Source organism: Pontibacter roseus DSM 17521, from assembly GCF_000373265.1.
GTDB classification, from domain to species: domain Bacteria; phylum Bacteroidota; class Bacteroidia; order Cytophagales; family Hymenobacteraceae; genus Pontibacter; species Pontibacter roseus.
The window spans coordinates 257,294-282,305 of record NZ_KB890766.1 but is presented as its reverse complement, the minus strand read 5'-3'; the positions used below and the strand labels follow the sequence as shown (position 1 = coordinate 282,305).

General features: G+C 53.5%; 22 protein-coding genes and 3 tRNA genes. 16 read left to right on the top strand and 9 right to left on the bottom strand.

The window, feature by feature from the left end:
* Position 1 precedes the first annotated feature (1 nt).
* The 4 genes from treY to B051_RS0115555 all read left to right on the top strand — a co-directional run bounded on the left by treY (position 2) and on the right by B051_RS0115555 (position 5,404).
* Positions 2–2,731: a malto-oligosyltrehalose synthase gene (gene treY / locus B051_RS0115570; protein ID WP_018479144.1), complete on the top strand. Its 2,730-nt coding sequence runs from the start codon at positions 2–4 to the stop codon at positions 2,729–2,731.
* Positions 2,728–4,239 carry a 4-alpha-glucanotransferase gene (malQ, locus tag B051_RS0115565; RefSeq protein WP_018479143.1) on the top strand — a complete coding sequence of 504 codons (1,512 nt, stop codon included), beginning with the start codon at positions 2,728–2,730 and terminating at the stop codon, positions 4,237–4,239. The genes treY and malQ overlap by 4 nt, the downstream gene beginning before the upstream one ends.
* A gap of 133 nt (positions 4,240–4,372) precedes the next feature.
* Entirely contained in the window at positions 4,373–4,621 is a 249-nt protein-coding gene (locus B051_RS0115560) for a hypothetical protein (protein WP_018479142.1), read from the top strand.
* Between the two features lie 210 nt (positions 4,622–4,831).
* Positions 4,832–5,404, top strand: a complete 573-nt coding sequence (locus B051_RS0115555; RefSeq protein WP_018479141.1) for a thioredoxin family protein — start codon at positions 4,832–4,834, stop codon at positions 5,402–5,404.
* On the opposite strand, the gene B051_RS21420 is transcribed toward B051_RS0115555, so the two are convergent.
* Positions 5,370–6,143, bottom strand: coding sequence for a murein L,D-transpeptidase catalytic domain family protein (locus B051_RS21420; RefSeq protein WP_018479140.1), 774 nt, complete (start codon positions 6,141–6,143; stop codon positions 5,370–5,372). The two genes, B051_RS0115555 and B051_RS21420, sit on opposite strands and share 35 nt — an antisense overlap.
* A 244-nt stretch (positions 6,144–6,387) precedes the next feature.
* Between B051_RS21420 and B051_RS22960 the strand changes: the two genes are divergently transcribed.
* On the top strand, positions 6,388–7,734 hold the full coding sequence (locus tag B051_RS22960; RefSeq protein ID WP_018479139.1) for a peptidoglycan DD-metalloendopeptidase family protein: 1,347 nt from the start codon (positions 6,388–6,390) through the stop codon (positions 7,732–7,734).
* Between the two features lie 112 nt (positions 7,735–7,846).
* Positions 7,847–8,749: a Ppx/GppA phosphatase family protein gene (locus B051_RS0115540; RefSeq protein WP_018479138.1), complete on the top strand. Its 903-nt coding sequence runs from the start codon at positions 7,847–7,849 to the stop codon at positions 8,747–8,749.
* 745 nt (positions 8,750–9,494) lie between these two features.
* On the opposite strand, the gene ppk1 is transcribed toward B051_RS0115540, so the two are convergent.
* Positions 9,495–11,600: a polyphosphate kinase 1 gene (gene ppk1 / locus B051_RS0115535; protein ID WP_033316972.1), complete on the bottom strand. Its 2,106-nt coding sequence runs from the start codon at positions 11,598–11,600 to the stop codon at positions 9,495–9,497.
* Positions 11,601–12,102: 502 nt separating this feature from the next.
* Between ppk1 and B051_RS0115525 the strand changes: the two genes are divergently transcribed.
* Both B051_RS0115525 and B051_RS0115520 read left to right on the top strand, forming a co-directional pair.
* Complete coding sequence (locus B051_RS0115525; protein WP_018479135.1) at positions 12,103–13,176, top strand: acyloxyacyl hydrolase; 1,074 nt, start codon at positions 12,103–12,105, stop codon at positions 13,174–13,176.
* 32 nt (positions 13,177–13,208) lie between these two features.
* The gene (locus B051_RS0115520) at positions 13,209–13,679 is read left to right on the top strand and encodes a DUF302 domain-containing protein (protein ID WP_018479134.1); all 471 of its coding nucleotides are present in this window, start codon (positions 13,209–13,211) and stop codon (positions 13,677–13,679) included.
* A 6-nt stretch (positions 13,680–13,685) separates the two neighbouring features.
* Here B051_RS0115520 and B051_RS22045 read toward each other — a convergent pair whose 3' ends face one another.
* The 3 genes from B051_RS22045 to B051_RS0115505 form a co-directional block, all read right to left on the bottom strand.
* Positions 13,686–14,324, bottom strand: a complete 639-nt coding sequence (locus B051_RS22045) for an SAM-dependent methyltransferase (RefSeq protein ID WP_018479133.1) — start codon at positions 14,322–14,324, stop codon at positions 13,686–13,688.
* A 252-nt stretch (positions 14,325–14,576) separates the two neighbouring features.
* Positions 14,577–16,538: a DNA topoisomerase (ATP-hydrolyzing) subunit B gene (gene gyrB, locus B051_RS0115510; RefSeq protein WP_018479132.1), complete on the bottom strand. Its 1,962-nt coding sequence runs from the start codon at positions 16,536–16,538 to the stop codon at positions 14,577–14,579.
* A 307-nt stretch (positions 16,539–16,845) separates the two neighbouring features.
* Complete coding sequence (locus B051_RS0115505) at positions 16,846–17,484, bottom strand: hypothetical protein (RefSeq protein ID WP_018479131.1); 639 nt, start codon at positions 17,482–17,484, stop codon at positions 16,846–16,848.
* A gap of 186 nt (positions 17,485–17,670) precedes the next feature.
* Between B051_RS0115505 and B051_RS0115500 the strand changes: the two genes are divergently transcribed.
* The 5 genes from B051_RS0115500 to B051_RS0115480 all read left to right on the top strand — a co-directional run bounded on the left by B051_RS0115500 (position 17,671) and on the right by B051_RS0115480 (position 20,308).
* Entirely contained in the window at positions 17,671–18,000 is a 330-nt protein-coding gene (locus tag B051_RS0115500) for a DMT family protein (protein ID WP_018479130.1), read from the top strand.
* A 171-nt stretch (positions 18,001–18,171) separates the two neighbouring features.
* Positions 18,172–18,600, top strand: a complete 429-nt coding sequence (locus B051_RS0115495; protein WP_245539643.1) for a DUF2267 domain-containing protein — start codon at positions 18,172–18,174, stop codon at positions 18,598–18,600.
* A 188-nt stretch (positions 18,601–18,788) separates the two neighbouring features.
* A complete protein-coding gene (locus B051_RS0115490) occupies positions 18,789–19,217 on the top strand; it encodes a hypothetical protein (RefSeq protein WP_018479128.1) in 429 nt (142 codons plus the stop codon).
* On the top strand, positions 19,204–19,902 hold the full coding sequence (locus B051_RS0115485; protein WP_018479127.1) for an SCO family protein: 699 nt from the start codon (positions 19,204–19,206) through the stop codon (positions 19,900–19,902). The genes B051_RS0115490 and B051_RS0115485 overlap by 14 nt, the downstream gene beginning before the upstream one ends.
* A complete protein-coding gene (locus B051_RS0115480; protein WP_018479126.1) occupies positions 19,886–20,308 on the top strand; it encodes a c-type cytochrome in 423 nt (140 codons plus the stop codon). The genes B051_RS0115485 and B051_RS0115480 overlap by 17 nt, the downstream gene beginning before the upstream one ends.
* Before the next feature lie 76 nt (positions 20,309–20,384).
* Here the strand turns inward: B051_RS0115480 and B051_RS0115475 are convergent, their stop codons facing one another.
* On the bottom strand, positions 20,385–20,888 hold the full coding sequence (locus tag B051_RS0115475) for a cupin domain-containing protein (protein WP_018479125.1): 504 nt from the start codon (positions 20,886–20,888) through the stop codon (positions 20,385–20,387).
* A 412-nt stretch (positions 20,889–21,300) separates the two neighbouring features.
* Here B051_RS0115475 and B051_RS0115470 point away from each other — a divergent pair, with 412 nt between their 5' ends.
* Positions 21,301–21,942, top strand: a complete 642-nt coding sequence (locus B051_RS0115470; RefSeq protein WP_018479124.1) for a hypothetical protein — start codon at positions 21,301–21,303, stop codon at positions 21,940–21,942.
* Positions 21,943–22,286: 344 nt separating this feature from the next.
* On the opposite strand, the gene B051_RS0115465 is transcribed toward B051_RS0115470, so the two are convergent.
* The 3 genes from B051_RS0115465 to B051_RS0115455 form a co-directional block, all read right to left on the bottom strand.
* Positions 22,287–22,360, bottom strand: a tRNA-Arg gene (locus tag B051_RS0115465).
* Positions 22,361–22,430: 70 nt separating this feature from the next.
* Positions 22,431–22,504, bottom strand: a tRNA-Pro gene (locus B051_RS0115460).
* Positions 22,505–22,618: 114 nt separating this feature from the next.
* Positions 22,619–22,705: transfer RNA gene (locus B051_RS0115455), tRNA-Ser, on the bottom strand.
* Positions 22,706–23,036: 331 nt separating this feature from the next.
* Between B051_RS0115455 and B051_RS0115450 the strand changes: the two genes are divergently transcribed.
* Together B051_RS0115450 and B051_RS0115445 are read left to right on the top strand one after the other, a co-directional pair.
* Positions 23,037–24,008 (top strand): VWA domain-containing protein, encoded by a 972-nt coding sequence (locus B051_RS0115450; RefSeq protein WP_018479123.1) that lies wholly within the window; start codon positions 23,037–23,039, stop codon positions 24,006–24,008.
* Positions 24,005–24,994: a tetratricopeptide repeat protein gene (locus B051_RS0115445; RefSeq protein ID WP_018479122.1), complete on the top strand. Its 990-nt coding sequence runs from the start codon at positions 24,005–24,007 to the stop codon at positions 24,992–24,994. The genes B051_RS0115450 and B051_RS0115445 overlap by 4 nt, the downstream gene beginning before the upstream one ends.
* The last annotated feature ends 18 nt before the right edge of the window (positions 24,995–25,012 follow it).

Below are 25,012 nucleotides of genomic sequence, written 5' to 3'. Positions count from 1 at the left end.
TATGGTATACATCCCTTCGTCGACTTACAGACTACAGATATCCCCTAAATTCAAACTCAACGAAGTCAAGCAGCTTATCCCATACCTGAAAGAACTGGGTATAAGCACCGTCTATGCAGCACCCTTTTTCACGGCGCGGCCAGAGAGCGAACACGGGTATGATGTGGTGGACCCACATCAGATTAATCCCGATGTGGGAACGTTGGAGGAGCTACAAGAGATAGCCGACGAGTTGAAGGCCCATGGCATGGGTTGGCTGCAGGACATCGTGCCCAACCACATGGCCTTTCACCCGCACAACTTCTGGCTGATGGATGTGCTCGAGAAAGGCCAGAAATCCAGGTTCTATACCTTCTTCGACATTAACTTCGGCCACCCGGACTTCAAGGGCAGGGTGATGGTGCCCTTTCTGGGTGAGCCCTTGGAAGAGGTCGTGCAACAGCAGCAACTGAAGCTGTCTCTCGACGAAAATGGTTTTCACATCAGCTACTTCGACAATGCCTATCCCCTCAGCATCGACAGTTACGCGGACCTGCTGCAGCAAATCAGCCAACAGGTAAGCCAAGACGAAGCCAAAAATAAACTCGAAGCGCTCCTGCAGCAGTTGCTAACCAACACAGCCCAGGACGAAATCGACCACGAGGCCTGGCAGCAGTTCAAGCACTCCCTGTGGCAGACACTGGAGCAGCAGGCACAGCTGAAAAAGGCAGCAGAGCAGGTGGTGGAAGGCATCAACCAAGATTCCCAGGTGCTGACTGAGCTATTGGAGCAGCAGTACTACCTCCTCTGTCATTGGCAGGAGACCGAAAAGCGAATCAACTACCGCCGCTTCTTCACCGTCAACGACCTCATATGCTTGGGTATGGAGCACCAGGAGGTGTTCGAACACTACCACCGGTTCATCAAAGAACTTTGCGTGCGCCAACTGGTGCAGGGACTGCGGGTAGACCACGTGGACGGCCTCTTCGACCCAGACACTTACCTGGAGCGCCTGCGCGAGCGGATGGGTGAGGAGGTATACCTGGTCGTCGAGAAAATCCTGGAAGGGGAAGAAAATATGCCTGAGTATTGGCCCATACAGGGCAACAGCGGCTACGACTTCTTGGCCTGGGTCAGCAACCTCTACACCGATGCCGAAGGAGAACGCAAGCTCACACGCCTGTACCGCCGCCTGGTGCCCGACGCCCCCATCGACTACGAGAAACTGGTGTATGAGAAGAAACTCTTCATTCTGGAGCACCACATGCAGGGCGAACTGAAGAACCTGCTGCGCCTACTCCGCGACTCAGACCTGCTCCCTAGCGGCGCCGACGAAAAGAAATGGGCCGATGCCTTGTCGGCACTGCTGGCCTCCTTCCCGGTATACCGCATCTATGGCCATACCTTCCCCCTGGCTCCTGCCGCCATGGAGGTCGTGGAGGAAGCCTTTAAAGTAGCAAACAGACGTGCGCCAGAGGCCAAAGCTGAGTTGCAGCACCTCCGCAGCCTGTTTGAGTCTGATGACCAGGATTCAGAGGAGCTCCGGCGCCACAAGCTATACTTTGTGATGCGCAGCCAACAGTTCACAGGGCCATTGGCAGCGAAAGGCGTGGAAGACACCACGTTTTACAACTATAACCGGCTGATTTCGCTCAACGAGGTAGGCAACAGTCCGGATGTGTTCAACATCGCCCGCCGCGATTTCCACCAGCTCATGGAGTACCGGCTCCAGACCTACCCGCACTCCATCAACGCCACCTCCACCCACGACACCAAACGCGGCGAAGGCTCCCGTATGCGTCTGGAGGTGCTGAGCGAGTTACCCGACGAGTGGGAAAAGTACGTGACCGAGTGGATGGATTTGGCCCGAAAGCACAGCACTTCAGCCGGGCCAACGGCCAACGACTTGTATTTCATCCTACAGACGCTGGTAGGTGTGATGCCCCTAGAAGGCGCAGTAGACGACACCTTGGTGGAGCGTGTGCAGGAGTACTTGGTGAAGGCCTTCCGGGAGGCCAAGGAGAATACGAACTGGTCCGAGCCGAACGAAGCCTACGAGGAAGCCGCCAAGAACCTGGTGCAGAAACTGCTTCTGGAGGATGAGGCCTTCCTGGATTCCTTCATGCCGTTCTTCAGCAGGGCGGCGCACCTCGGCTGGATTTATTCCCTCTGCCAGACGCTACTGAAAACCACCTGCCCCGGTGTGCCCGATGTATACCAGGGATGTGAGCTCTGGGATTTCAGCCTAGTAGACCCTGACAACCGCCGCCCCGTGGATTACGATTTGCGCCGTGAATTCCTGCAGGACATCCAGGCCCGGGAAAATCAGGATACACAAGCGCTGTTAGCGGAAATGCTCCAGTCTCCTGAAGACGCGAAGGTCAAGCTATACCTGCTGTACAAGGTGCTCCACCTGCGCCAGGAACAAAAGGCACTCTTCGACAAGGGAAACTACATTCCGTTAACACTCAGTGGAAAGCACCGGAACCACGCCATCGCTTTTGCCCGCCAGCAGGAAGGGGCCTGGTGCCTGGTGGTGGTACCGCGCCTGCTTGCCTCGCTGGTTTCCGAAAGCGAGTTGCCGCTCGGGGAGCAGGTATGGGAGGACACGGCTGTTGTGTTGCCATCCGAGGCGCCGCAGCAATGGCAGCACCTGTTCAGCAACCACCAGGTAGAGGGGCAGCAGGAGATTCCGCTTGCCACCTTGTTCAAATCTTTTCCGGTAGCACTAATAACGTCTAAAACAGCATGATTATAAAAAAACGAAGCAGTGGTATACTGCTCCACATCACCTCTCTCCCCTCCCCCTATGGCATCGGGGATTTGGGTCCGGAGGCCTATCGGTTTGCAGACCTGCTGGAAGAGGCAGGGCAGCGCTACTGGCAGATTCTTCCGCTCAACCCAACCGAAATCGGCACTGGCAACTCCCCATACAGTAGCCACTCCGCCTTCGCAGGCAACCCCCTGCTCATCAGCCCGGACTTGCTGGTAGAGGATGGCCTGCTCATCAAAAAGGATATCAAACCGAATACCTCTTTCGATGACAGGAAAGTAGAGTTTGAGAAGGTGGCTGAGTATAAGAAACAGGTGCTGTACAAGGCGTACCAGAAATTCAAGGCGGGACAGGGCAGCCAGCTGAACGGTGCGTTCATCCGGTTTCAGGAAAAACACAAGGCCTGGCTGCCGGACTTCGCCCGCTTTGTGGTCTTCAAGCATCATTTTGGGCAACAGGCCTGGACACAGTGGCCTGCTGAGCTGAAGAACCGTGAGCATGAAGCTGTGGAGGAACTGGCCGCCGAACTGGCCGAGGAGATTGAGCGGGAAATATTCCTGCAGTTTCTCTTCTACCACCAGTGGGAAAGACTGAAAACCTACTGCAATTCCAAAGGAATCAGCTTCATCGGCGACATGCCCTTCTATGTCAGCCATGACAGCGCCGATGTGTGGTCACACCCTACTATTTTCAAGCTGGACAAAAAAGGTATGCCCACAGCCGTCTCCGGCGTACCGCCCGACTATTTCAGCGAAACGGGGCAATTGTGGGGCACGCCCGTCTTCAACTGGAAGGTGCTGCAAGAAGATGATTTTAGCTGGTGGATACAGCGCATCGCCCACAACCTGGAGCTGTTCGGCTTATTGCGCCTCGACCACTTCCGGGCCTTTTCGGCTTACTGGCAGGTGGCTGCAGGCGAAGAAACCGCCATTCATGGCAAATGGGTGAAAACCCCCGGAGCAGAACTACTCAGCCTTGTCAAGGAGAAGTTCCCTGAGATGCCCATCATAGCGGAAGACTTGGGAGAGATAGACCAGCCGGTGCGGGACCTGATGGCGCAGTTCGACCTGCCCGGTATGCGGGTGCTGCTGTTCGCCTTTGGGGAGGACCTGCCCAACAGCCTGTACGCACCGCACAACCACAGCCAGAACGCCATTGTGTATACCGGCACCCACGACAACAGCACCACACGGGCGTGGTTTGAGCAGGATGCCAGCAAAGAAGACCGCAAGCGCCTGAGTGATTACAGCGCACAGCAACTGACAAAGGAAAATGTGCATGAAGCCATGAACCGGCTGGCCTACATGTCGGTGTCGCAGTTGACTGTCATACCGATGCAGGACATTCTGGGACTAGGTAAAGAGGCCATCATGAACAAACCCTCGACCTCCAATGGCAACTGGCTCTGGCGCCTGGAGCCCGGCATGTTCACCAAACCGGTAGCCCACAAGCTCAGGAAAGAAGTGCAATTGTACGGCAGGTTGTAAGGTATTTCACGCGTCCGCGCCTGCTTAATAACAGCCGGCGCGAACGCGTGAAGCAAAACAGGTATATATCTTTTAAATATATAGCTTTTCTGTATATTGTTCTGCGTATAGGTACACCTCTGACAATAGCCACATGAAAAACAAATTCTCCCTTCCCCTACTGTTGGTTTTACTTCTCATTTCTACTCCACTTCTTGCTCAGGAAGTGAGTCAGACAGTGGTGCGAAACGGACTGAGCACCGGCACAGCGATAGGCGTGTCTATTGCCGTGGTCACTTCCTGGACGCGCAATCGTTCCATTTTGTGGGCTATCCTCCACGGCTTCTTCAACTGGTTTTACGTGATTTACTTCTCTCTGACCCGCTTGGAAGATGAGCGGTAAATAGGCATTAGGACTATACCTCCAGTTGGGTTTTCCCTGCGATTCTTCCTCCATATTTTTAAAAGCAACACTCTAGACGGGAGCTTGTTCTGTGTCACGTTCGGGTTCCGTAATAAGCTCCTGTCTTCTTTTTTATTTCCTCCGAAAATCTTACATTGATTCAGCTTTCGGGTATAGCCCGTGATACGTTTCACCCTAATCTACAGCAGCATGCCATTAGCTTCCACAGCATTACCACTGGGCACTGTAGCACCCAACTTCGCCCTCCTCGACACCGTTTCCGACAAGTTGGTCTCGCTGCAGGATGTGGTTTCCAGCAGGGCCACTGTCATCATGTTTTTGTGCAACCACTGCCCTTACGTCAGGCATATTCTGGATGAACTAGTAGCGTTGGCGCGGGAATACCAGCAGAAAGGAGTAAATTTCGTGGCCATCAGCGCCAACAATGCCGATGCCTACCCGGAAGATGGGCCGCAGCAGATGAAGGCTTTGGCCACTGAAAAAGGCTTTCCGTTTCCATACCTCTACGACCAGACGCAACAGGTAGCCCGTGCCTTCCACGCTGCCTGCACCCCCGAGTTCTATGTGTTTGACCGGAGCATGCGCTTGGCCTACCACGGCCAGTTTGATGACTCCCGGCCCCGTAGCCAGACTCCTGTCACGGGCCAGGATTTGCGCCAGGCGTTGGATGCCTTACTGGCAGGGCAAAGGGTGAGTAATGAGCAGAAGCCAAGCACAGGCTGCGGCATCAAATGGAAGCCACAGGCGGAGGCAGTGGATTAGGCTGCCCTTCCTCAATAAGCCCGGCCATGGCGTTGGCGTGGTCCAGGTACTGCGAGGTATAGGCATCGTTGGAGGCATGTATGTAGAGGGCCGTGTTTTCCTTCACCGTGTCGATGATGCCTTCATGCTCTCCCATCGGCAGCGCCGGACAACCCAGGCTCCTGCCCAGCCGACCATACTCCTCAATAAAATCCTCTGTGGCATACTCGGCCCCATGCATCACAATGCAGCGGTCCAGCGCGTTGGTGTTGAAATTCTCGTCCACCCCGTTCAGCTTCAGCGATTTACCATGTTTGCCGTAGTAAATGCCTTCCGTCACATAAAAGCCAATGCTGCTCATGTTGGACTTATGCTCATTGGAGAAATTCTCAGCCATCACTTCGCCGGAGTTTCGGCCATGCGCCACATAGGTATTATATAGCACGGTCTTGTTATCCAGGTCCACCACCCACAGCCGCTTCTCGTTCGATGACTTGGTGAAGTCCACAATAGTCAATATGCCTTTATCGGAGAGCTTGCCCTCGTGCTTCAGGCTGTAATAGCCCATTAGGGCCTTGTTGAACACTTCGTAGCGCAGGTCCGCGTCGTGGAGGTTCATCTGGTTGTAAAGGTCAAACGACACCTGCTCAAACCGCATGATTTTGAGTGTGCCTATCCGTCCCTTCGATTTCTTGTCCACCGTCACGAACTTACCTGCGGCCTGCGAGGCGATGGGTGATAGTATCAGTGGTGCGAACAAGGGCAACAGCTTTTTGGCTACCCGCTTCCGCTTGTTTTTCCATCTAGTTCGTATGTTTTTCCTTCTCACAATTGAAATCCCATTGGTACACAACCTGTTGTACGTATGGCACACCGCTCCGTTCTAACAGCACCTACTCTCAGACCTGATGACATAATGCATTCTCTATCAACCAAAAGGAATCAATATGGGTATTGTTTTTGTATCAATTGGAGAGACCACAGCATACCTTACTCAATTGAAAATGAGCAAATCAGGATACTTTCAGCTTTTGTATTTCTTTGTGGCTGTTGCGCTGCTGTCAGGCTGTGGCAGCCGAGAGGCCTTGCGCGGGGTGTTCAAGAATGAGTCGCCGTATGAGCGCTATGCCTCTTCGCTCAAAGCAGCCAAACTGGACCAGACAGCCATTGGGCGCGACTGGCTGGCCGCCGGAGAAAAGGCGCTGCAGACGGCCAACCCTGTCACATTGCCCTTCAAGGAGACAGGCTATTTCCCGGCCGATAATCCCAAGGCGCTGGGCTATCGTGTGGAGGCCAAACGAGGCGAAAAAATTGTGGTGAACCTGGAGGTGAAAGCGCGCGAGACCTACCGGGTGTTCATGGATTTTTTCGAGGCTTCGGCTGACCCTGCCCAGTCACCCAAGCCTGTAGCCCACGCCGATACGCTCACCACGGTGCTGAGCTATGTGGTGGACGAGGACCTGCCCCACATCTTGCGCGTGCAGCCGGAGCTGCTGCGCAGCGGGCAGTATACCATCACCATCCAGGCGCAGCCTACCATGGCCTTTCCTATACCTGGCAAGAGCAGCCGGAACATCGCCAGCATCTGGGGCGACCCGCGCGATGCCGGCGCCCGCAGCCATGAAGGTATCGATATCTTCGCACCCCGCGGAACACCCGTAATCGCCTCTGTGGCGGGAGTCGTCTCCAGCGTGCGGGAAACTCCCCGTGGTGGCAAAGTAGTGTGGCTCTCGGATGTAGACAGGGGCCAGAACCTGTATTACGCGCACCTCGACGAGCAACTTGTTTCAACGGGACAGCGCGTGGCAGTGGGCGATACCTTGGGACTGGTCGGCAACACCGGCAACGCTAAGGGCACCGGCCCGCACCTGCATTTCGGGGTATACCGCTACGGCCACGGCGCCACCAACCCCTACCCCTACGTGCATACGTCTGCCAAGCCTATACCTGCCGTCAAAGTAGACGCCAGCCACATTGGCAACTGGGTACGCGTGGCCTCCAAAATGGCGAATGTGCGCCTTCAGCCTTCCACCAAATCAAGCGTCTACAGCACCTTGAAACGGCATACGCCCCTGCAGGTAACGGGAGCGGCAGACAGTTGGTACCGTGTGCGTCTGCCCGATAATACGGAGGCGTATGTTGCCAGTACGCTGGTGGAAGGTATAGCCAAGCCCATTGCCGTCAAGAACCTGAAACAGGAGCAGCCCCTCCTGGACGACGCTCACCCACAAGCCGCGCAAATGGACAGTTTGCCTAGCGGTGCCGCAGTGCCTGTGGTGGCCTCATATGAACAGTTTCTGATGGTGCGGCCTGAAGGCGGGCGCTTGGGCTGGATACACGCGAACGAGTGATTTTTCTATAATTAAGACGCTTCAAAAACAGCAGCGGCCGGTTTTCTGCGTACAGCATTTATACCTATATTTGGACTATCATGCATGTTGTACACACATATTCAGGAAATATTTGAAGCTAGCGGCTATTGATATCGGTTCAAACGCGGTCAGATGCCAAATCTCCAGTGTGCTGAACCAGAACGGGAACGTCATTTTCAAACGAATAGAGTACATCCGCTACGCCATACGCTTCGGTGAGGATGTCTTCAGTGCTGGGTTTATCAGTGAAGTCAAAATCCAGAAGTTCATCAAGCTGATGCACGCTTTCCAGCTCCTGCTGGACGTGCACGACGTGGACTATTTCATGGTATGCGCTACCTCCGCTATGCGTACCTCTCAAAACGCCCCTGAGATTCTGGAACGTGTGCGGCAGGCCGTCGGTATGGAGATTCAGGTGATTGACGGCGAGGCGGAGGCCGACCTAATCAACAAAGTCATCGTCAATTTTCTGGACGAGCGCAATTACCTGCACATTGATGTGGGTGGGGGCAGCACCGAGTTTAACATCTATGTAAACCGCGAGAAGATGGCTTCGCATTCATTTGAGCAGGGATCCATCCGTCACATGCACGGCGTGGACTCGCAGGAGCTCTGGAATAACATGCGCCTCTGGATTGAGGAGAACTCGCGCAAATACCACCTGACCCGCGCCATCGGTACCGGTGGCAACATCAACAAAATATACGACCTTTCAGGCAAGCCAGTAGGCAAGCCCATCTTCCGGAAACAGATTGAGGAGATTGTGGCCAAAGTAGCTTCCCTGACCATGGAGGAACGCCTCACGGAGCTCCTCCTGAACCCTGACCGCGCCGACGTGATTCTGCCTGCCGCTGAGATATACCTGTCTGCCATGAAATGGGCTAAACTGGAGAGCATGATGGTACCGGCCGTTGGTCTGAAGGATGGCATGATTCACGCCCTCTACGAGCAACACCACCAGGAGCGGTTTGTGATAAGCCAGATAAGTAGGTAGTTCTGGCTAATGCTTGCTTGTGTAGCGGCGGCTATTGCTTCTCGCTCGTTTAATTGTTGTATAGCTTGCCCTGTCCGGGCGGGCCTTACTTTTTTTCTTGATGAAAATCGAGGGCCCCTACCCCCCAAAGTAAGCAAAAAATCAAGACGATTTTAAACTCGCTGACGCTCAGACACAAAATCGTCGGTAGGTGCACCGGGCCGATGCCGCCGCTCTGTTGCTACAGGGCAACTCTCCCCTTGAGGGGAGCCAGAGGGGTGTTAAGGCTATACCCGCCAGTGTTATGTGCTACAGTGCCTATTCCTGGGAATAGGCGATGGCAGAAAGTCCCCCTTTGAAGGGGGCAGGGGGGGGTTCATAGCGGTGGATATTCCCCTCATGAGAGGGACAGGGGTGTGTCAATTGTGAGCAGGTGCCATACCTGCTCATGCTCCAGTCATTCCCATACACGCTCTGTCATTCCGACGAAAGGAGGAATCTGTTACCACAGCCACTGCCGGTTCGAGCGGAGCGGGAACCGGCAGTGAAAGATGGGGATTATTTTGCACCTGGTGATTTCCTCTGCCCCTTGACTTTCTATAGAAAAGCCGCATCTGCGCTGGCGCTGGATGTGCGGCCCAGAAGGCGTGAGATTCCTCCTTTCGTCGGAATGACATAAAGAGGAATGACAAGAATGAAGCATTCTCTGAATTTCTGAACTCTAAGAATCCTAATCCAGGCAGGTATAGGTCGGAGAGTTAGATACCTATATCAACTCAACCTCTTCCTTCACCTCCTCAAACACCTTCTTGTAAAACACCTTGTGCACATCCACGATCTCCTCATTGACGGCGGGGCGCTTGCGGGCATACGTGCCGTCCTCGCGCATGATATAGGAGTTCTGGTTGTCGAGCAGGTTGTAGTGCAGAATGTTGATTGCCTCTTTCTTCAGCTCTTCGTTCACAATCAGGAACAGCGCCTCGATGCGGCGGTCAAAGCTGCGCACCATGATATCGGCGCTGCCGCCGTATACCAAGGGTTCGCCGTTGTTGTGGAAGTAGTAGATGCGGCTGTGCTCCAGGTACTCTCCTACTATCGACTTCACAGTGATGTTCTCGCTCAATTCCTCCCGGCCCGGACGCAGGCAGCAGATACCACGCACGATGAGTTTGATAGGCACGCCTGCCTTGGAAGCCTTGTAGAACTCATCAATCACCTCTTTGTCCTCCAGTGAGTTTATCTTGATGACGATGCCACTCTTCAGGCCTTTCTTGGCGTTGCGGGCCTCCTGGCGGATGAGCTCAATGAGTTGCGAGCGCATGCTTTTGGGGGACGTGAGCAGGTACTTGTACTCGTTTGGACGCGAGTGGCCGGTGATGACGTTGAAAAATTCCGATACGTCGTGGGCATACACATCGTTAGTGGTCAGCAGGCTCACGTCGGTATACAGGCGGGCCGTCTGCTCGTTGTAGTTGCCGCTGCCGATGTGCACGTAGCGCGTCACCTTCTCCCCTTCCTTCCGGATAATCATGAGCATCTTGGTATGCGTCTTGTACTTACTGATGCCGTAGATGACGAAGCAGCCAGCCTTCTCCAGTCGCTCTCCCTCCCGCAGATTGCGTTCTTCGTCAAATCGCGCCTTCACCTCAAACAGCACCGACACGTGCTTGCCATTCTCGGCAGCCTTCAGCAAGGCGGCCGTCACCCGCGACTGGTCGGCCAGGCGATAGATGGTCTGCTTGATGCCCAGCACGTAAGGGTCCTCGGCGGCGCGCTCCAGCAGTTGCACCACAGGCTCCATGTTGTTGTAGGGGTGGTGCAGCAGCACGTCGTGCTCCTTCAGGTACTGGAACATGTCCACTGATTCGCTTGGCAGACTGAGGGGCGTCACCGGCGCCGGCTGCTTGAAACCCTTATCTCGGAACTGGCGGTGGTTGATGATTTGCCACAGGCCTCTCAGGTCTATCATGCTGCTGATGGTGAACACATTGGCGTTGTCAATGGTCCAGCGTTCTTTCAGCACCTTCATCATGAAGGCCGATGGATTGCGCTCAATCTCAAGCCTCACCACGCGCCCTTTCTTGCGGGTCTTCAGCTTCGATTTAATCTCCTGCACGAAGTCCGCCTCGATGTCGTCCGATTCCTCCAGCGTGAAATCGCCGTTGCGGGTGATGCGGAAGAGGTTCACCGACACGATGTCCACGTTGCGGAAGAGTTTTTTGATTTTCCAGCGGATAATCTCCTCTATCGGAACGAAGATGATTTTGTCCTTGCGGTTGATTTCATAGAAACGGGCCAGGTTCTGCGGTATCTGCACAAACGTCACACGGTCCTGCGCCTTCTGCTCCTCGGTGGTGCGGGTCACCACACCAAAGGTGAGCAGCTGGTTCATGAGCAGCGGGAAGCCGTGGTAGTTGTCGTACACCATGGGCGTGAGCAGCGGGTATATCGTGTTCTTGAAGTAACCGTCCACTTTCTTCTGCTCTATCTCGGTCAGTTCGCCTACCTTGAGTATGTCGAAGCCGCTCTTGTCAAAGAGTTCCGCCAGCTCGTTGTTGAAGGTCAGGTACTGGTCATTGACGAAGCGGTGGGCGTAGTCCAGCAGTTTCTTACGGAAAGGCAGCTCCCGCAGCCCCGAATAGTCGAGTCGCTCCTTGCCGTAGTCAATGTAATTGTACAAGCTGCCCAACCGAATCATGAAAAACTCATCGAGGTTGGAGGCGGTGATGGCCATGAACTTAAGCCGGTCGAAGAGACTCCGGCTGGTGTCGCGGGCCTGGTCGAGCACGCGGTAATTGAAACGCAGCCAGCTCAGGTCGCGGCTGATGTACTTACTTCTCTTTATCTGGTCAGAGACCTTATTGACTAGCATGTTTTCAGGTGTTATGGGGCTGCCTCGCATGACTTCAAAAGTTGTGCCCAAAGGCGGACGAAGGTATAGGCACGGGTTGGCCGGCCCTAACTGCTAATATAGATTTTGTATATGAATTTGTCACGTGTTTTGCTGAAAGCTTGCACAATTGTTTTCAGGATTCCGAAGCGCTTCCATTTCCATTTGGCAGGTATAGCAGCAGGTATACGGCAAAAGCGCAAAACCTATCACTCGCCAGGTGGTATAAAATAAGTGCAGGCTCAAATTTTGCGAGCAGACTTAAAATCAGTCAGCAACTATTCAGGTATTTCTCCCCCATAACCGGTATAAAAGAAGTGACTTATAGCTCCAGACTGATTCACTGACAGAGAGTTTGAGTTAAATGGAAGAACCGCTGGACGTGCAGGTGAAGATGCGGGAGTAGGTATAGCTTTTAAATGATTGCGGCGGCATGAGCAGAAGGAGTCATAAGTGTACTCGATTTTCAGGTATAGCGGCCATCATGCTACTGCTTTTCCTTTCCGCGCCTTCATCGGCCGCTGTTTCTTTCAACCCAGATTCCTCCCGAGCGGCTATCAATTTGGGTTTAACGGGACACACTGGTTTCATCATTCCGCACTCCCGCGACATCCGGCACCTATCCAAATCTTACCCTTGGGGTATTGAGGCTGACCTGAGTCTGCATTTCACTAACGACAGGGCCTGGCTATACCTGCATGGCTACCCTCGTCTGGGAGCTTCGGTGGCCTTCTACAACTTTGACAACCCTGAGGTGCTGGGCAATGCCTATACCTTGTTGCTATACGTAGAGCCTTTCCTGTCGGCGCACAGACGATTCAGTCTGTCTTTCCGCTTGGGGGGAGGTCTGGCTTATATGGACAATACCTACCACCCAACCGATAATCCAGATAACCTTTTTTACAGCACCGCCATCAGTTTTCCGCTGGAGATTAGCCTGCTGGGCAACTACCGGCTTAGTGAGCGCTGGATACTGCGCGCCGGAGGCACCTATAAGCACATCTCCAATGGCGGACTCAGGCAGCCGAACAAGGGTATCAACTTTCCGTCGGCCACGCTAGGTATAAACTACGCACTGCGGCCGGCCACGTTCCCGGAGCGGCACCTGACGCAGGCGCGGGCAGTGCAACAGGAGCGGAATTTCCTGGTGGCGGTTTTCGGAACGGGCAAAGACCGTAAGGAGTTATCTTCCAAGAGGCTCGCTTTGGTGGGTATAGCCGCGAACGTGAGCCAGCCCATCGGGCGGCTGAGCGCACTGACCGGCGGGGCAGAATGGGTGGCAGATTACGCCCTGCGGCGGCAGCTGCAAAACAAGGGAGAAGACAAGGATTTCCAGCGCGGCGCCCTGCTGGCAGGCCACGAATTCCGGATTGGGAGGTTCCGGTTCAGTCAGCAATTGGGCGTGTATGTGTACGCTCCCGTCAAAGCCCGCGACCCGGTCTACCAGCGTTGGGGACTGGAGTACCACACCAGCAGCATGCCGTTCTTTGGCCTCAACCTGAAAGCGCACCGCCACGTGGCTGACTTTCTGGACGTGCGGGCAGGGGTGCGGTTTTAATGACAACATACCAAACCAAACAGCTACAGAACATGAATATGACGAAAAATCTGATTCTACTTATTGCCGCTTTCATGTTGAACATCAATTTGGCAGCAGGGCAGGCACTCCCGGAGGAGAAGACAATCACCAGCCTCAGCTCTTTCGGGGTGGAAGAAACACTTGACAGGCTTCGTGCCTCGCTGCAGGACTTGGGCATCAACCTAGTGGCGGAGGTGGATCATGCCAAAGCCGCCGCTGACAAAGGGCTGAAGTTGCGCCCTACCCACCTGCTCATCTTTGGTAACCCTTTGGTAGGCACCAGCCTGATGCAGGCCGACCAGCGCACTGGCTTGGAACTGCCCTTAAAACTGCTGGTATGGCAAGATGAAAATGGCCAGGTATACCTGAGCTACCATCAGCCAAATGACCTGAAACGTGATTATAAGTTGAGTGAGCAGCAAGCCGTGCTGGACAAAATGGGGAAGGTGTATGAGCAGCTGAAGCAGGCGGTGGAGAAGTGACGAGCTTTATACCACGTATCGAATGATATCGTACTCGGTGCTAACTCTATACTTTTTGTCTCTGCTTCTGATAAATTCTGTCAGTTCCTCAACTGTGGGATAATCATCTTGACCAATGAAGCACCTGGCGTCATCAATTAAGATAACATGATTGTACTTGTTGTCCGTAAGTATGGCAGTCAACTCCTCGAATATGGGGCAATTCTTCTCTCCTTTGGCTGTAATTCCCCCGGAGTAATGCCCATCCAGCCAAAACAGTGCAGGCTCCTGTAACTCTTTCACAATCTGATGAAGGACCTCGCTACTATCCCCTTGAATGATAGAAACATGCTTGTCGCTCTTGAACTTTCGCTTTGCGGCTTCGGCCAGCTCTTCGCCCAGTTCAACAGAGATGATTCTATCAAAATTTTCCTTCTGTGCCTGGACCATGTTGCCAGTATAGGTACCCGTCTCCACCAAGACCTTACAGCCGTACTTTTGCTGGTACTCCCGCACAATAGAATATTTTACGACATCAGGAGGAGGCAAGGGGTAGCCGCTTTTTTGCCAGTCTTTGAGCTGCTGCTTCTGTAACAGGCCCACCAGCCAACTCTTCAAAGCTCTAGGTATAAGTGACTTAATAACTTGCTGTACCTTGCCTATCATATTACTTTCTTATTTAACAAGTTTAATCATAATCCTAATAATCTAGCTCATGCTACATCAAAATTGGGATAACACTTTTTTACAGAACTCAGAATGTGAATCAAAGGCTGCAAGTACGTATAATGAGTAAAAGCCCCGTATCAAATTTAAATCACATCAGCAGCTTACAAATACAGAAACCACAACTGCCCACAAAAAAGCGGCTGCTCCCATAAAGGAGCAGCCGCTGCTGTTTTCTGCTTCAGAAATGGATTACACGTCTACGCGGGCGTACTTGGAGTTCCGCTCGATGAAGTCGCGGCGTGGGCCCACCTCGTCGCCCATCAGCATCGAGAACAGGTGGTCAGCCTCCGCGGCGGACTCAATCGTCACACGCTTCAGGCTCCTTACCTCTGGGTTCATGGTGGTGGTCCAAAGTTGCTCCGGGTTCATCTCCCCGAGACCCTTGTAACGCTGTACCCCCACACTGTCCTCTTTGCCTTTGCCGAGCTCCGCAATCGCCTCCAGGCGGTCCTGCTCGCTCCAGCAATAGCGCTCTTCCTTGCCCTTCTTCACCAGGTATAGCGGAGGCAATGCGATGTACACGTACCCTTTCTCAATCAGCTCCTTCATGTAACGGAAGAAGAAGGTCAGAATCAGGGTACGGATGTGGGAACCGTCCACGTCCGCATCCGTCATAATGATGATGCGGTGGTAGCGCAGCTTCTCCAAGTTTAGTGCCTTCTCGCCATCTGCTGTACCAAAACTCACGCCGAATGCGGTAATCATGTTCTTGATTTCCTCATTCTCGTAGATGCGGTGCTCCTGCGCCTTCTCCACGTTCAGAATCTTGCCTCGGAGCGGCAGGATGGCCTGGAACTGACGGTTACGGCCCTGCTTAGCAGAACCACCCGCTGAGTCCCCTTCCACCAGGTATATCTCGCAGTTCTCGGGGTTGCTGTCAGAGCAGTCGGCCAGCTTGCCAGGGAGGCTGGTGCTAGACAGCACGCTCTTGCGCTGCACCATCTCACGGGCCTTACGGGCAGCGAATCGGGCCTGAGCAGCCAGTATTACCTTCTGCACAATGATGCGCGCCTCCTTCGGGTTCTCCTCCAGGAACTCGTTCAGCATTTCGCCTACAGCCACGTCCACGGCACCTCCCACATCGGAGTTGCCCAACTTGGTCTTAGTCTGCCCTTCAAACTGCGGCTCCTGCACCTTCACAGATATCACAGCTGTCAGGCCTTCACGGAAGTCGTCACCGGCAATCTCAATCTTCACCTTGTCCAGCATACCTGACTTCTCAGCGTAGGCCTTCAGGGTACGGGTAAGCGCACGGCGGAAACCACCTACGTGCGTGCCACCCTCTATGGTGTTGATGTTGTTCACATACGAGAAGATGTTCTCGGTATAGGACGTGTTGTACTGCAGGGCAATCTCAACAGGCACCCCGTTTTTTTCACTCTCAATGTGAATAGGCTCCGGTATGAGGTTCTCGCGGGTCTCGTCCAGGTAGGCTACGAATTCCTTCAGTCCCCCTTCAGAGTAGAAAGTGTCTGACAGCACCGGCTGCCCCTCTTCGTTCAGCTCACGCAGGTCTTGCAGGTTGATACGGATGCCTTTGTTGAGGAAAGAGAGTTCTCGCAAGCGGCTGGCGATAGTATCGTACTTATACTCTGTGGTGGTGAAGATGGAGGCATCTGGCTTGAACTGCACTGTAGTACCCGTTTTGTCAGTCGTGCCAATCTCACGCACCGGATAAGCGGGCGCGCCGATGTTGTAATGCTGCTCGAACACCTTGCCGTTGCGGTGAACGGTGACGTGCAGGTCAGTGGAGAGTGCGTTCACGCAGGACACACCCACGCCGTGCAGACCACCGGAAACTTTATACGTGTCCTTGTCAAACTTACCGCCGGCGTGCAGTACCGTCATTACCACCTCCAGGGCCGAGCGGCCTTCTTTCTGGTGGAAGTCTGTCGGGATACCGCGTCCGTTGTCGGACACCGTGATGGAGTTGTCTGGATTTATAGAAACATTGATTGTATCGCAATGACCGGCCAGGGCTTCGTCAATGGAGTTGTCCACTACCTCCCACACCAGGTGGTGCAGACCCTTGATGCCGATGTCGCCGATGTACATGGCAGGGCGCTTGCGTACGGCTTCGAGACCTTCCAGTACCTGAATACTATCTGCTGAATAATTGTTATGCAATTGTTTTTCTTCCACTTCACTCATGTGTTTCAAAAGATAGATAATAAGGTAAAATTACCACTTTTATTCCGATTTAGCTATACTTTTAGTGGCCGTACTTTGGGTAGAAATCACGGGTATAGGCAGGGCGGGAGCAAGCACCTCTTTTTAAACAAAAAGCAAGGGCGTTTAGTGCCTGTATCACAGCATCTTATACCTAAAAAATGCAAAAAGACTACCCATCGAAACAGGTAGCCTTTCTGCAATTGAAAACAGGAATGGAAAAGATTCGGCGGCCAGGCAGACTAGCACCTGCGCCGGTAAAAAACACAAACATTACACACAAACAAACTTATTCCGTCAGCCGCGCCTTCACCTTTATCCGGCTGATGGTGCGGCGGTTGTATTCATAGTACTCGGGCGCGTAAGGAGGACTCTGGTGCAGCTCCTCCATACCTACAATTTCATAGCTCCGGCCATTGCTCAGGAAGTCGAGCTTCTGCCGGGCGTTGTCCAGCGCTTGCTGCAGGGACTCCCGCTGCACGGCCGCCTTGCGCTCCGGCTCCAGGTAGCTGCCGGTCACGTTCAGGTGGAACGGCAGGTTGCGCCTGAACAGGTCACGGGTGATGCGGTTGTAGGCGGCACTGTCTGCCACATTCAGGCTGTAGGTCACGCCCACCTGGAACTGGCTTCTGCTGATTTTGCGGCCCATCTGCTCCGGCATATGGTTGAGGTAGATGTTGTCGTTCAGCTTCACCATACCTTCCGTCTGCCGCTGCATGGAATCGGCCCATACCTGAAACCTGTCGTGCATGTCCAGCGGGCCATTGAACGTCAAATTAAGCCGGAATCCGGCCTCCGGCAGACTGCCTTCATACTCCCCTACCACTTCAATGTACTCTTCCTCTGCAGCTGCCCTACGGGTGTCGCAGCCGCTGACAATAATCAGAAGGATAGTAAGTGTCAGCACCTGTAAGTATGCCTTTTTCATAGAGAAGATAGGTAGCGTCTATATAGTGTTTCTATAACGAAAACCGTGCCAACAGATTGCATATAGGTAGGTACTCGATTAAAAAATAGTGACGCCCCTCTTCGAGGCCTAATCTTATTTTTCGCAGTTTTGCAGGTTCGTACGGATTGGCGCCGAGGGCGCCGCTGCAACCATTTGTCATTCTACATGAAAACCATTCTGCTCCTGCTCATCTCCAACATCTTCATGACCTTCGCCTGGTATGGCCACCTCAAGTTCAAAGACACGGTGCTTTGGAAAGTGATACTGGTGAGCTGGCTCATCGCCTTCTTTGAATACTGCTTCCAAGTGCCAGCCAACCGCATCGGGCACGGGCAATTCACGGCTTTCCAGCTCAAAACCATCCAAGAGGTCATCACGCTAGTAGTATTTGTGGCCTTCTCGGTGCTATACCTGAAAGAGGAGGTGAAGTGGAACTACATCGTGGGCTTCGTTTTCATCCTGCTGGCGGTATTTTTTGTATTCAAGAAGTGGTAGCCGGACGAAAGTTCGGTTGCTGGTCCACTAACCGATTTTATACCATCACCACCCGAAAAGGCGCTTTCACCTTGTCAGTCCTTGCTTCCCCTCCAAACCCCTAACTCTTGGAGGCCTGCCTCGTTGATAAAAGAGTGAGTACAATTTTTGAACTTAAAAAAGGAGGTAAACATGTCGATGAATTTTGAGAATTATCAAAAGGAGGCCAAAACATGGTTACACGAGCTTTGCGGCTACCTGGGCATAGACGACGAGCAGAAGGCGGCCCGCATCTTCCGCTCGGTGCTGCACGCTATCCGCGACCGCATTCCGGCCGGTGAGGCCATCCACCTGGCTGCCCAGCTCCCTGTTGTCTGGAAAGGCATTTACTTCGACGGCTTTACGCTGCGCGAGGAGCCGGTGCGCATACGCCACGATGAGGAGTGGCTGGAGTTCATCCGCTCCAAAGACGCCTTTGCGGAAAATGCTGATTTCCCAACCCTGGACCACGTGCACTATGCCTTTCAGGATGTGATGAAGTTCCTGCGCAGCCGCTTGTCCGAGGGGCAGTACAACCAGGTGGCACACGCCCTGCATTCAGAGATAGCCGTTCCTGCCTAGCGTGCAATCCTGAATCCATTGTTGAACCAGCCCGGTTGGTATACCGGGCTTTTTTGCATCCTCTAGCTGGGCCGCTAATCAATCACGTTACACTGGTTATTATTCTGCCGGATGCCGTACCTTTACAGGGACAACCAATTTACCGCTGGCGGGCTATACCTGCCCATCACGCACCCAAAAGAAACTACATGAAAAAGTGGCCCCTATACCTCGTCTTCCCCCTGCTGCTGGCCGGCTGCCAGAGCGGCCCCTCCGAAGCAGAGCAGCAGGAGGCGCTGGAGTCGGAGGTGATGCAGCTGCACGACGTGGCCATGGCCGACATGGGCAAGATATATCGCCTGCGCCGCAGCCTCACCTCCCTGCGCGATTCACTAGCACAACAATCTACCGATACAGCCACTGTTAACTTACTCAACCAGCAAATCACGCAGCTCTACAAAGCCGATGAAGCCATGATGAGCTGGATGCGCCAGTACAAAGCGCCTGACACGCTGGCCCACGAGCAGGCTATGCTATACCTACAGGAAGAACATACTAAAATGGCCGGTGTGAAAGCCTTGATGGACAGTACCATTGCCAACGCCAAACAATCCTATTCTCCCTATGAACAGAAGTAGCATTTCCAATTCCGGCTTTGTCATCCTGCTGGTACTGCTGGCGGGACTATTGCAAGGCTGCTCCGGCGGCCCTGACGCTAACTCCGAGCTACCCTACTTAGGTGAGCGGCAGGTAGTACAACGTGAATCAGGCGGCCAGCAGGTGGCCGACACGGTTTACCACCGCATCCCCGACTTCGCCTTCATCAACCAGGACAGCCAAGTGGTGACCAGCCTCACGCTGCAGGACAAGGTATACGTGACGGATTTCTTCTTCACCACCTGCCCCACTATCTGCCCCAAAATGAAGAGCCAGATGCTGCGCGTGTACGAGGCCTTCAAGGATGAGCCACAGCTAGTGCTCCTCTCCCACACCATTGACCCGGCGCACGATACGGTGGCCGTGCTGCGTGACTACGCCGAACGCCTGCAGGTGAGCAGCGACAAGTGGCACTTTGTGACCGGGGAGAAAGACAGCATCTACGACATCGCCCTGCAGTACATGGTGACGGCACAGGAGGACCAGGAAGAGCCCGGAGGGTTTGTGCACAGCGGCGCCTTCGTACTCGTGGACCAGAACCGGCACGTGCGCGGCATCTACGACGGCACTGACCCGGCCCAGGTAGACAAACTCATCCGCGACATACCTGCCCTGCTCGACAGCAACAAGAAAAAGAAAAAGAAGCAGGATGCAGATACCCAATAAGCTGCTCGCACAGGCCGCAGGTATGGCCGCGCTCCTCACCCTCACCCAATGCTTCACCGATAAACAGAACGAAGGGGAGCGTTTCTATACCCAGTACTGCGCCAACTGCCACATGGACGACGGCAGCGGCCTCCGCAACCTCATCCCTCCTCTAGCCGGGGCAGACTACCTAGAAAGCCACCGCGACGAACTGGCCTGCATCATAAAGCACGGCCAGACAGGCAACATTGTGGTGAATGGCAAAAATTACAACCAGGGTATGCCCGCCTTCGAACAACTCGACAAAGGCGAAATCACCAACATCCTCAACTACGTGCAGACCAGCTTCGGCAACAGCAACGAACGCTTCACCATCCGGGAGGTGGAGTTGCAGCTGAACAAATGCCGGCACCTGTTGGAACGGTAGCGTGAACTCCATAAAAGCCGGAATGGCGCTGCGACCTCAGTCACAGCGCCATTCCGCTTCATGCCTATACCTTGGCTTAGCGCCCGAAGTCATCCTGCACGCGCACGATGTCGTCTTCGTTGGAGGGGTTGTCTGCATCGGTGTGTTGCCAGATTTCGGCCAGCACGCCCCAATCATCGAGCCCAACCAAGCGGTGGCGCTCCCCTTGCCGGAGCGTAATTAACTCACCTGGGTGCAGCACCTGCAGCTGCCCTTCTGTGTCGGTTTCGCTTGTCACCACGCCCACAGTGCCTCGCACTACTTTCCATATCTCGGCGCGGCGGTGATGGTACTGCCACGAAAGGCGCTTTTGGGGTGCCACCAACAGTATTTTGGGGCTCAGCTTGCCTGCTATCTTCAGCTCCTCCACCGGCATGCTATCAAAGTAAGTATCCGCGAAAGCCTGTGCCTGGCTCTCATCTATCACAAAAAAACCGCCCCAGGGCCTGCTTTGGTCCTGGCTGCTGATATTGAATTGCTGCTCTTTTAATTGCTGCGCTGTCTCTTGGAAAAGGGTGTCTTTTGAAGTATCGGTCATCATGGTAGTGCTGGTTAATCAATCTCGTAGCTATCGTAGCAGGTATAAACGATGTTTAGAATCCTGTGTTACGGCAGAATGGGTTAACTCTGTTTTATGCAGGCAGCAATTTATTATTTTTCATCAGAAATGGTGATGGCGCTACCTGTTATTTTGGAGGAGCGGCATTAGACTGAGTGACAAAATCACTATTTAGGTTGAGCCGGGAATGTCTAATTAAAAATACTGTCAAGTCCTCGATTATGCGGGAATGCCCGTTTAGCTACAACAAAATCTAAAATAGTTATGATACTATATCTATAAAAGTATATATTTGTAATACTGTAAGAAGGATTGTTCTTATTCTGCTCCACCTGATTTGAGCAGAGTTTTGGATTTCTGCTCCAGCTATACCTCCATACCTTAATTTTCACCCATGAAAACTTTGTTCATTTGCCTGGCTTTTGGGTTACTCACCATTCCGGCAGCATACTCTCAGGTCAGGTCCAACTTAGTCATGGCTTCGCTGGAGACAATCGGGGGAACAACCGACGCCGGCAGTCTTTCCGGCACCAGAGAAACCACCAAGGCCCTCCATTTCATCCAGCCCGTGACTATCCGGTACAAGGAAGCTCCCTGGCACCTGATGCTGGTAGATGGCCCTGACGAAAAACAGGTGGTGCATTTCACCAAAGAGCAAGTGGATAGGATTGTTGCTATCCTGGAAAAGAAGGATGGGAAAACGCACTACCTGGAGGTGACCAACTTCCACGACGTGTATGCCGGGGCAGCAAAAGCCGAGGTCAATCAGCAGTTCCTTAGCAGCATGGCAACCGCCATCCGACAGAAGCACTGGTACAAAAACAACGCGGTGTTCATGGTGAGCTCCTTGCAGGTGGGAGAGCAGCACGTGGTCCGGTTCAAGCTGCCTTTCTCCAATGAGCAAAGGGTTTGCAGACACGTCAAAGCGATGCACAACCTGAAGGAAGGCTATTACGAAACTTCCCCTACCGATTTCATGAAGCTCCTGCTGCCGGAGACGGCCCCAACTGACATGAGCGTCAGCACGAGTAAATAAGCAGAGATATCTAAACCGAAAGAGCCCTCTCCGTTTTGAACGGAGAGGGCTCTTTCGGTTTTTTAAAAATATCACTGTTCGACATCAGACAGGTATTGCAGGAGAATGAAGCCCCTCATCTGGCAGGGCCATGGCAGTGTATATCGGTTTCTAGGCTTTTGTGGAGGTACAACTGTGTGGAAGCAGCACAGAAGTAACGATAGGGATTATACCTTTCCCTAGGACCAAGGTTTGCCTTTATACCTAAAGGGACATGTCCTAAACGTATGCAGGGAACGGTAAGCCAAAAACAAAAAAACAAAAAAAAGCCAGACAGCTTTTAGCTATCTGGCTTGATACTGTTGTGATCCCGTTTGGATTCGAACCAAAGACCTACTGCTTAGAAGGCAGTTGCTCTATCCAGCTGAGCTACGAGACCAGCGTCCTTAGGAGAGCGTTAGCTCTACCCTTAAACAAAAAATTTCGGAATTGCTTCCGAAATTTTTAAGTCGGGGTGGCAGGATTCGAACCTACGACCTCCACATCCCAAATGTGGCGCGATACCGGGCTACGCTACACCCCGAACTATGCTTCCAACTCCGGTCAGCGATTTGTGTCGCTGTTAATGTTGAACGCGGTGCAAAAGTAAGCGAAGAATTCTAATTGACAAAACAATTTCAATTTATTTTTTCGCTTGCGGAGAAGGGGGGATTCGAACCCCCGGTACCGTTTCCAGTACGGCAGTTTAGCAAACTGCTGGTTTAAGCCACTCACCCACCTCTCCGGGTCTCTCCCTGCTGAAGAGATTGCAAACATACTACATTAAATTTGAGCAAACAATAGCGCTTTACAAAATTTTAGCTCCCAAACCCTCTCCAGGGGCGCCCAGGCTGCATCTTACAAGACTAACTAATTGATTCTATTCGGCTTTCTTGCGCCGTCATTCTTCAAATTATTTTCAAATATTCTGTCCCTTGCCCTGTTTTCCACAACCGCACCTAGCTGATGCACCCAAAGACAGGCATGCTTGCCAGGTTGATGGCCTAGGCAAAAGCCCTATTCATTAGTTTTCCTTTGTTATATTTGTCATCGGGCATTACCAAACGCCCACATACATGACCTGGTACCAAACCATTACTCTGCTCGAGATTCTGTTCGGTGTGCTGTTCCTGGGACTGTACATCGGATACCTGCTGCGCGTGCGGCGGGTGGCGGCATTCTTTGGGCAGCGGCCGCATGGGGTGTGGGTGAAGTTCGTGCTGCGTCACGCCTACATCATCCTCCTCATCATCGCCATACTCGGCCCTTCTTTCGGGGCCATGAAAAAAGAAATCAAGACCATCGGCAAGGACATCTACATAGCAGTCGATTTATCGAACTCCATGGAGGCGACGGACGTGGCACCTTCGCGGCTCGACCGGGCCAAGCACGATATGCTGCGCCTCATCAGCCGCTTCAACTCCGACCGCATCGGGTTAATCGTCTTCTCCTCGGAAGCCTACCTGCAGAGTCCGCTGACTTACGACCAGAACGCCCTGCAGCTCTTCATCAACAGCCTGCGCACCGACCTGCTGCCCCACGGTGGCACCAGCTATACCCCGGTGCTGGAGCTCGTCTCCAACAAGTTTGGCCAAACAGCCACGCCCGAAGCAGACGAGGAGAAAGCCCAGATTCTGGTGCTCATCAGCGACGGCGAGGACTTCGACGGAAAGTTGAGCGACTGGGCGGATAGGCTGAACGAGCAGAACATACGGGTATTCGCGCTAGGTATAGGCACAACCGAAGGAACCACCATACCGGATGGAAGTGGCGTAAAGCGCGACCAGAGCGGCAACACGGTTATCAGCAAACTCAACCGCGAGGCGCTGGTGCAGTTGGCTGAAGCCACCAACGGACAATATTTCGAGGTGAATGAGCGTGTAAGTGAAATCAGCCGCCTCATCAGCTCCATCAACAACATTGAGGGCGAGCTCCGCGAAAGCAAAACCATTGATGTGACTGCCAACAAGTACGTATACCCACTGGCGCTGGCGCTGCTCTTCATTCTGCTGGATGTGCTTATAACGGTGAAACTGGTACGCATATGAAAACGCTGTTCACCATCATTTTCCTGATAAGCCTGTTGGGCGGAGGACTGCAGACAATATCGCGTATAAACGAGTACTCCAGCCTTGCCTCGCAAGCGTATAGCCGGCACGAGTACATAGAAGCCATTGCCGCTTACGAGTACCTGCTCACAGACCTGGAGGTGCAGGACGACAAGCTGCGTCTCAACCTGGGCCATGCCTATTTCAGGGCTGGGGAGCTGCAGCAGGCCCGTCAGCAATATTATATGCTGGCCAGCCATTCCTCTAAAGAAATCAGGGCTGTGGCGCTTTTGCAGCTGGGTAACATTTCAGCCAAGGGCAAACAATTCAAACAGGCCCTCGCCTACTTCCGCAGTGCACTTATTGCCGAGCCTTCCAATCAGGCGGCACGCTACAACTATGAGCTGCTCAAGAAATTCCTAGCGCAGCGCCCGGAGCTCGCCGACTCCGAGGAGGAGGAAACCGCTCCGCCCACCGGCGAGCAAAGTCAGGAACAGCAGCGCCCGGACAGCCTCGGCCAGACCCCTCCCCCTAGCGAGGAAGAGCATGCGCCTGAACCCAAAAACAAGCCTGACAGCACTGGTGACCAGGAAGAGGAAATAGAAAAACAGGAGCAGGCAGATGATGGTCAGCAGGAACAAAAAGGCTCCGGCAAAGGACAAGACCAGCCTGACAAAGGCAACAGCGAAAGAGCAGGCGAGCAGGAAAAAGAGGAGGCCAGTGGCCAGGAAAAGGGCGAAACCAAAGGGCTCAATCCCAACAACGCCTTTGACCAGTCACGGCCAGAACGTAGCCGCACCAACGACCAGAGCGCCGGAAATGACCCGCGAGCCCAGACCAGAAACAGTCGCCTGCGGCAGATGAACATCAGCCCGGACAAAGCCCGTCTCATGCTGGACGCAATGCGCCATGCAGAGCAACAGTACATACAGCAGCTGCCCAAAAAGCCCACCCGCAAACCAGACAGCTCCAAACCGGACTGGTAGGTTTAGGCAACGACAGGT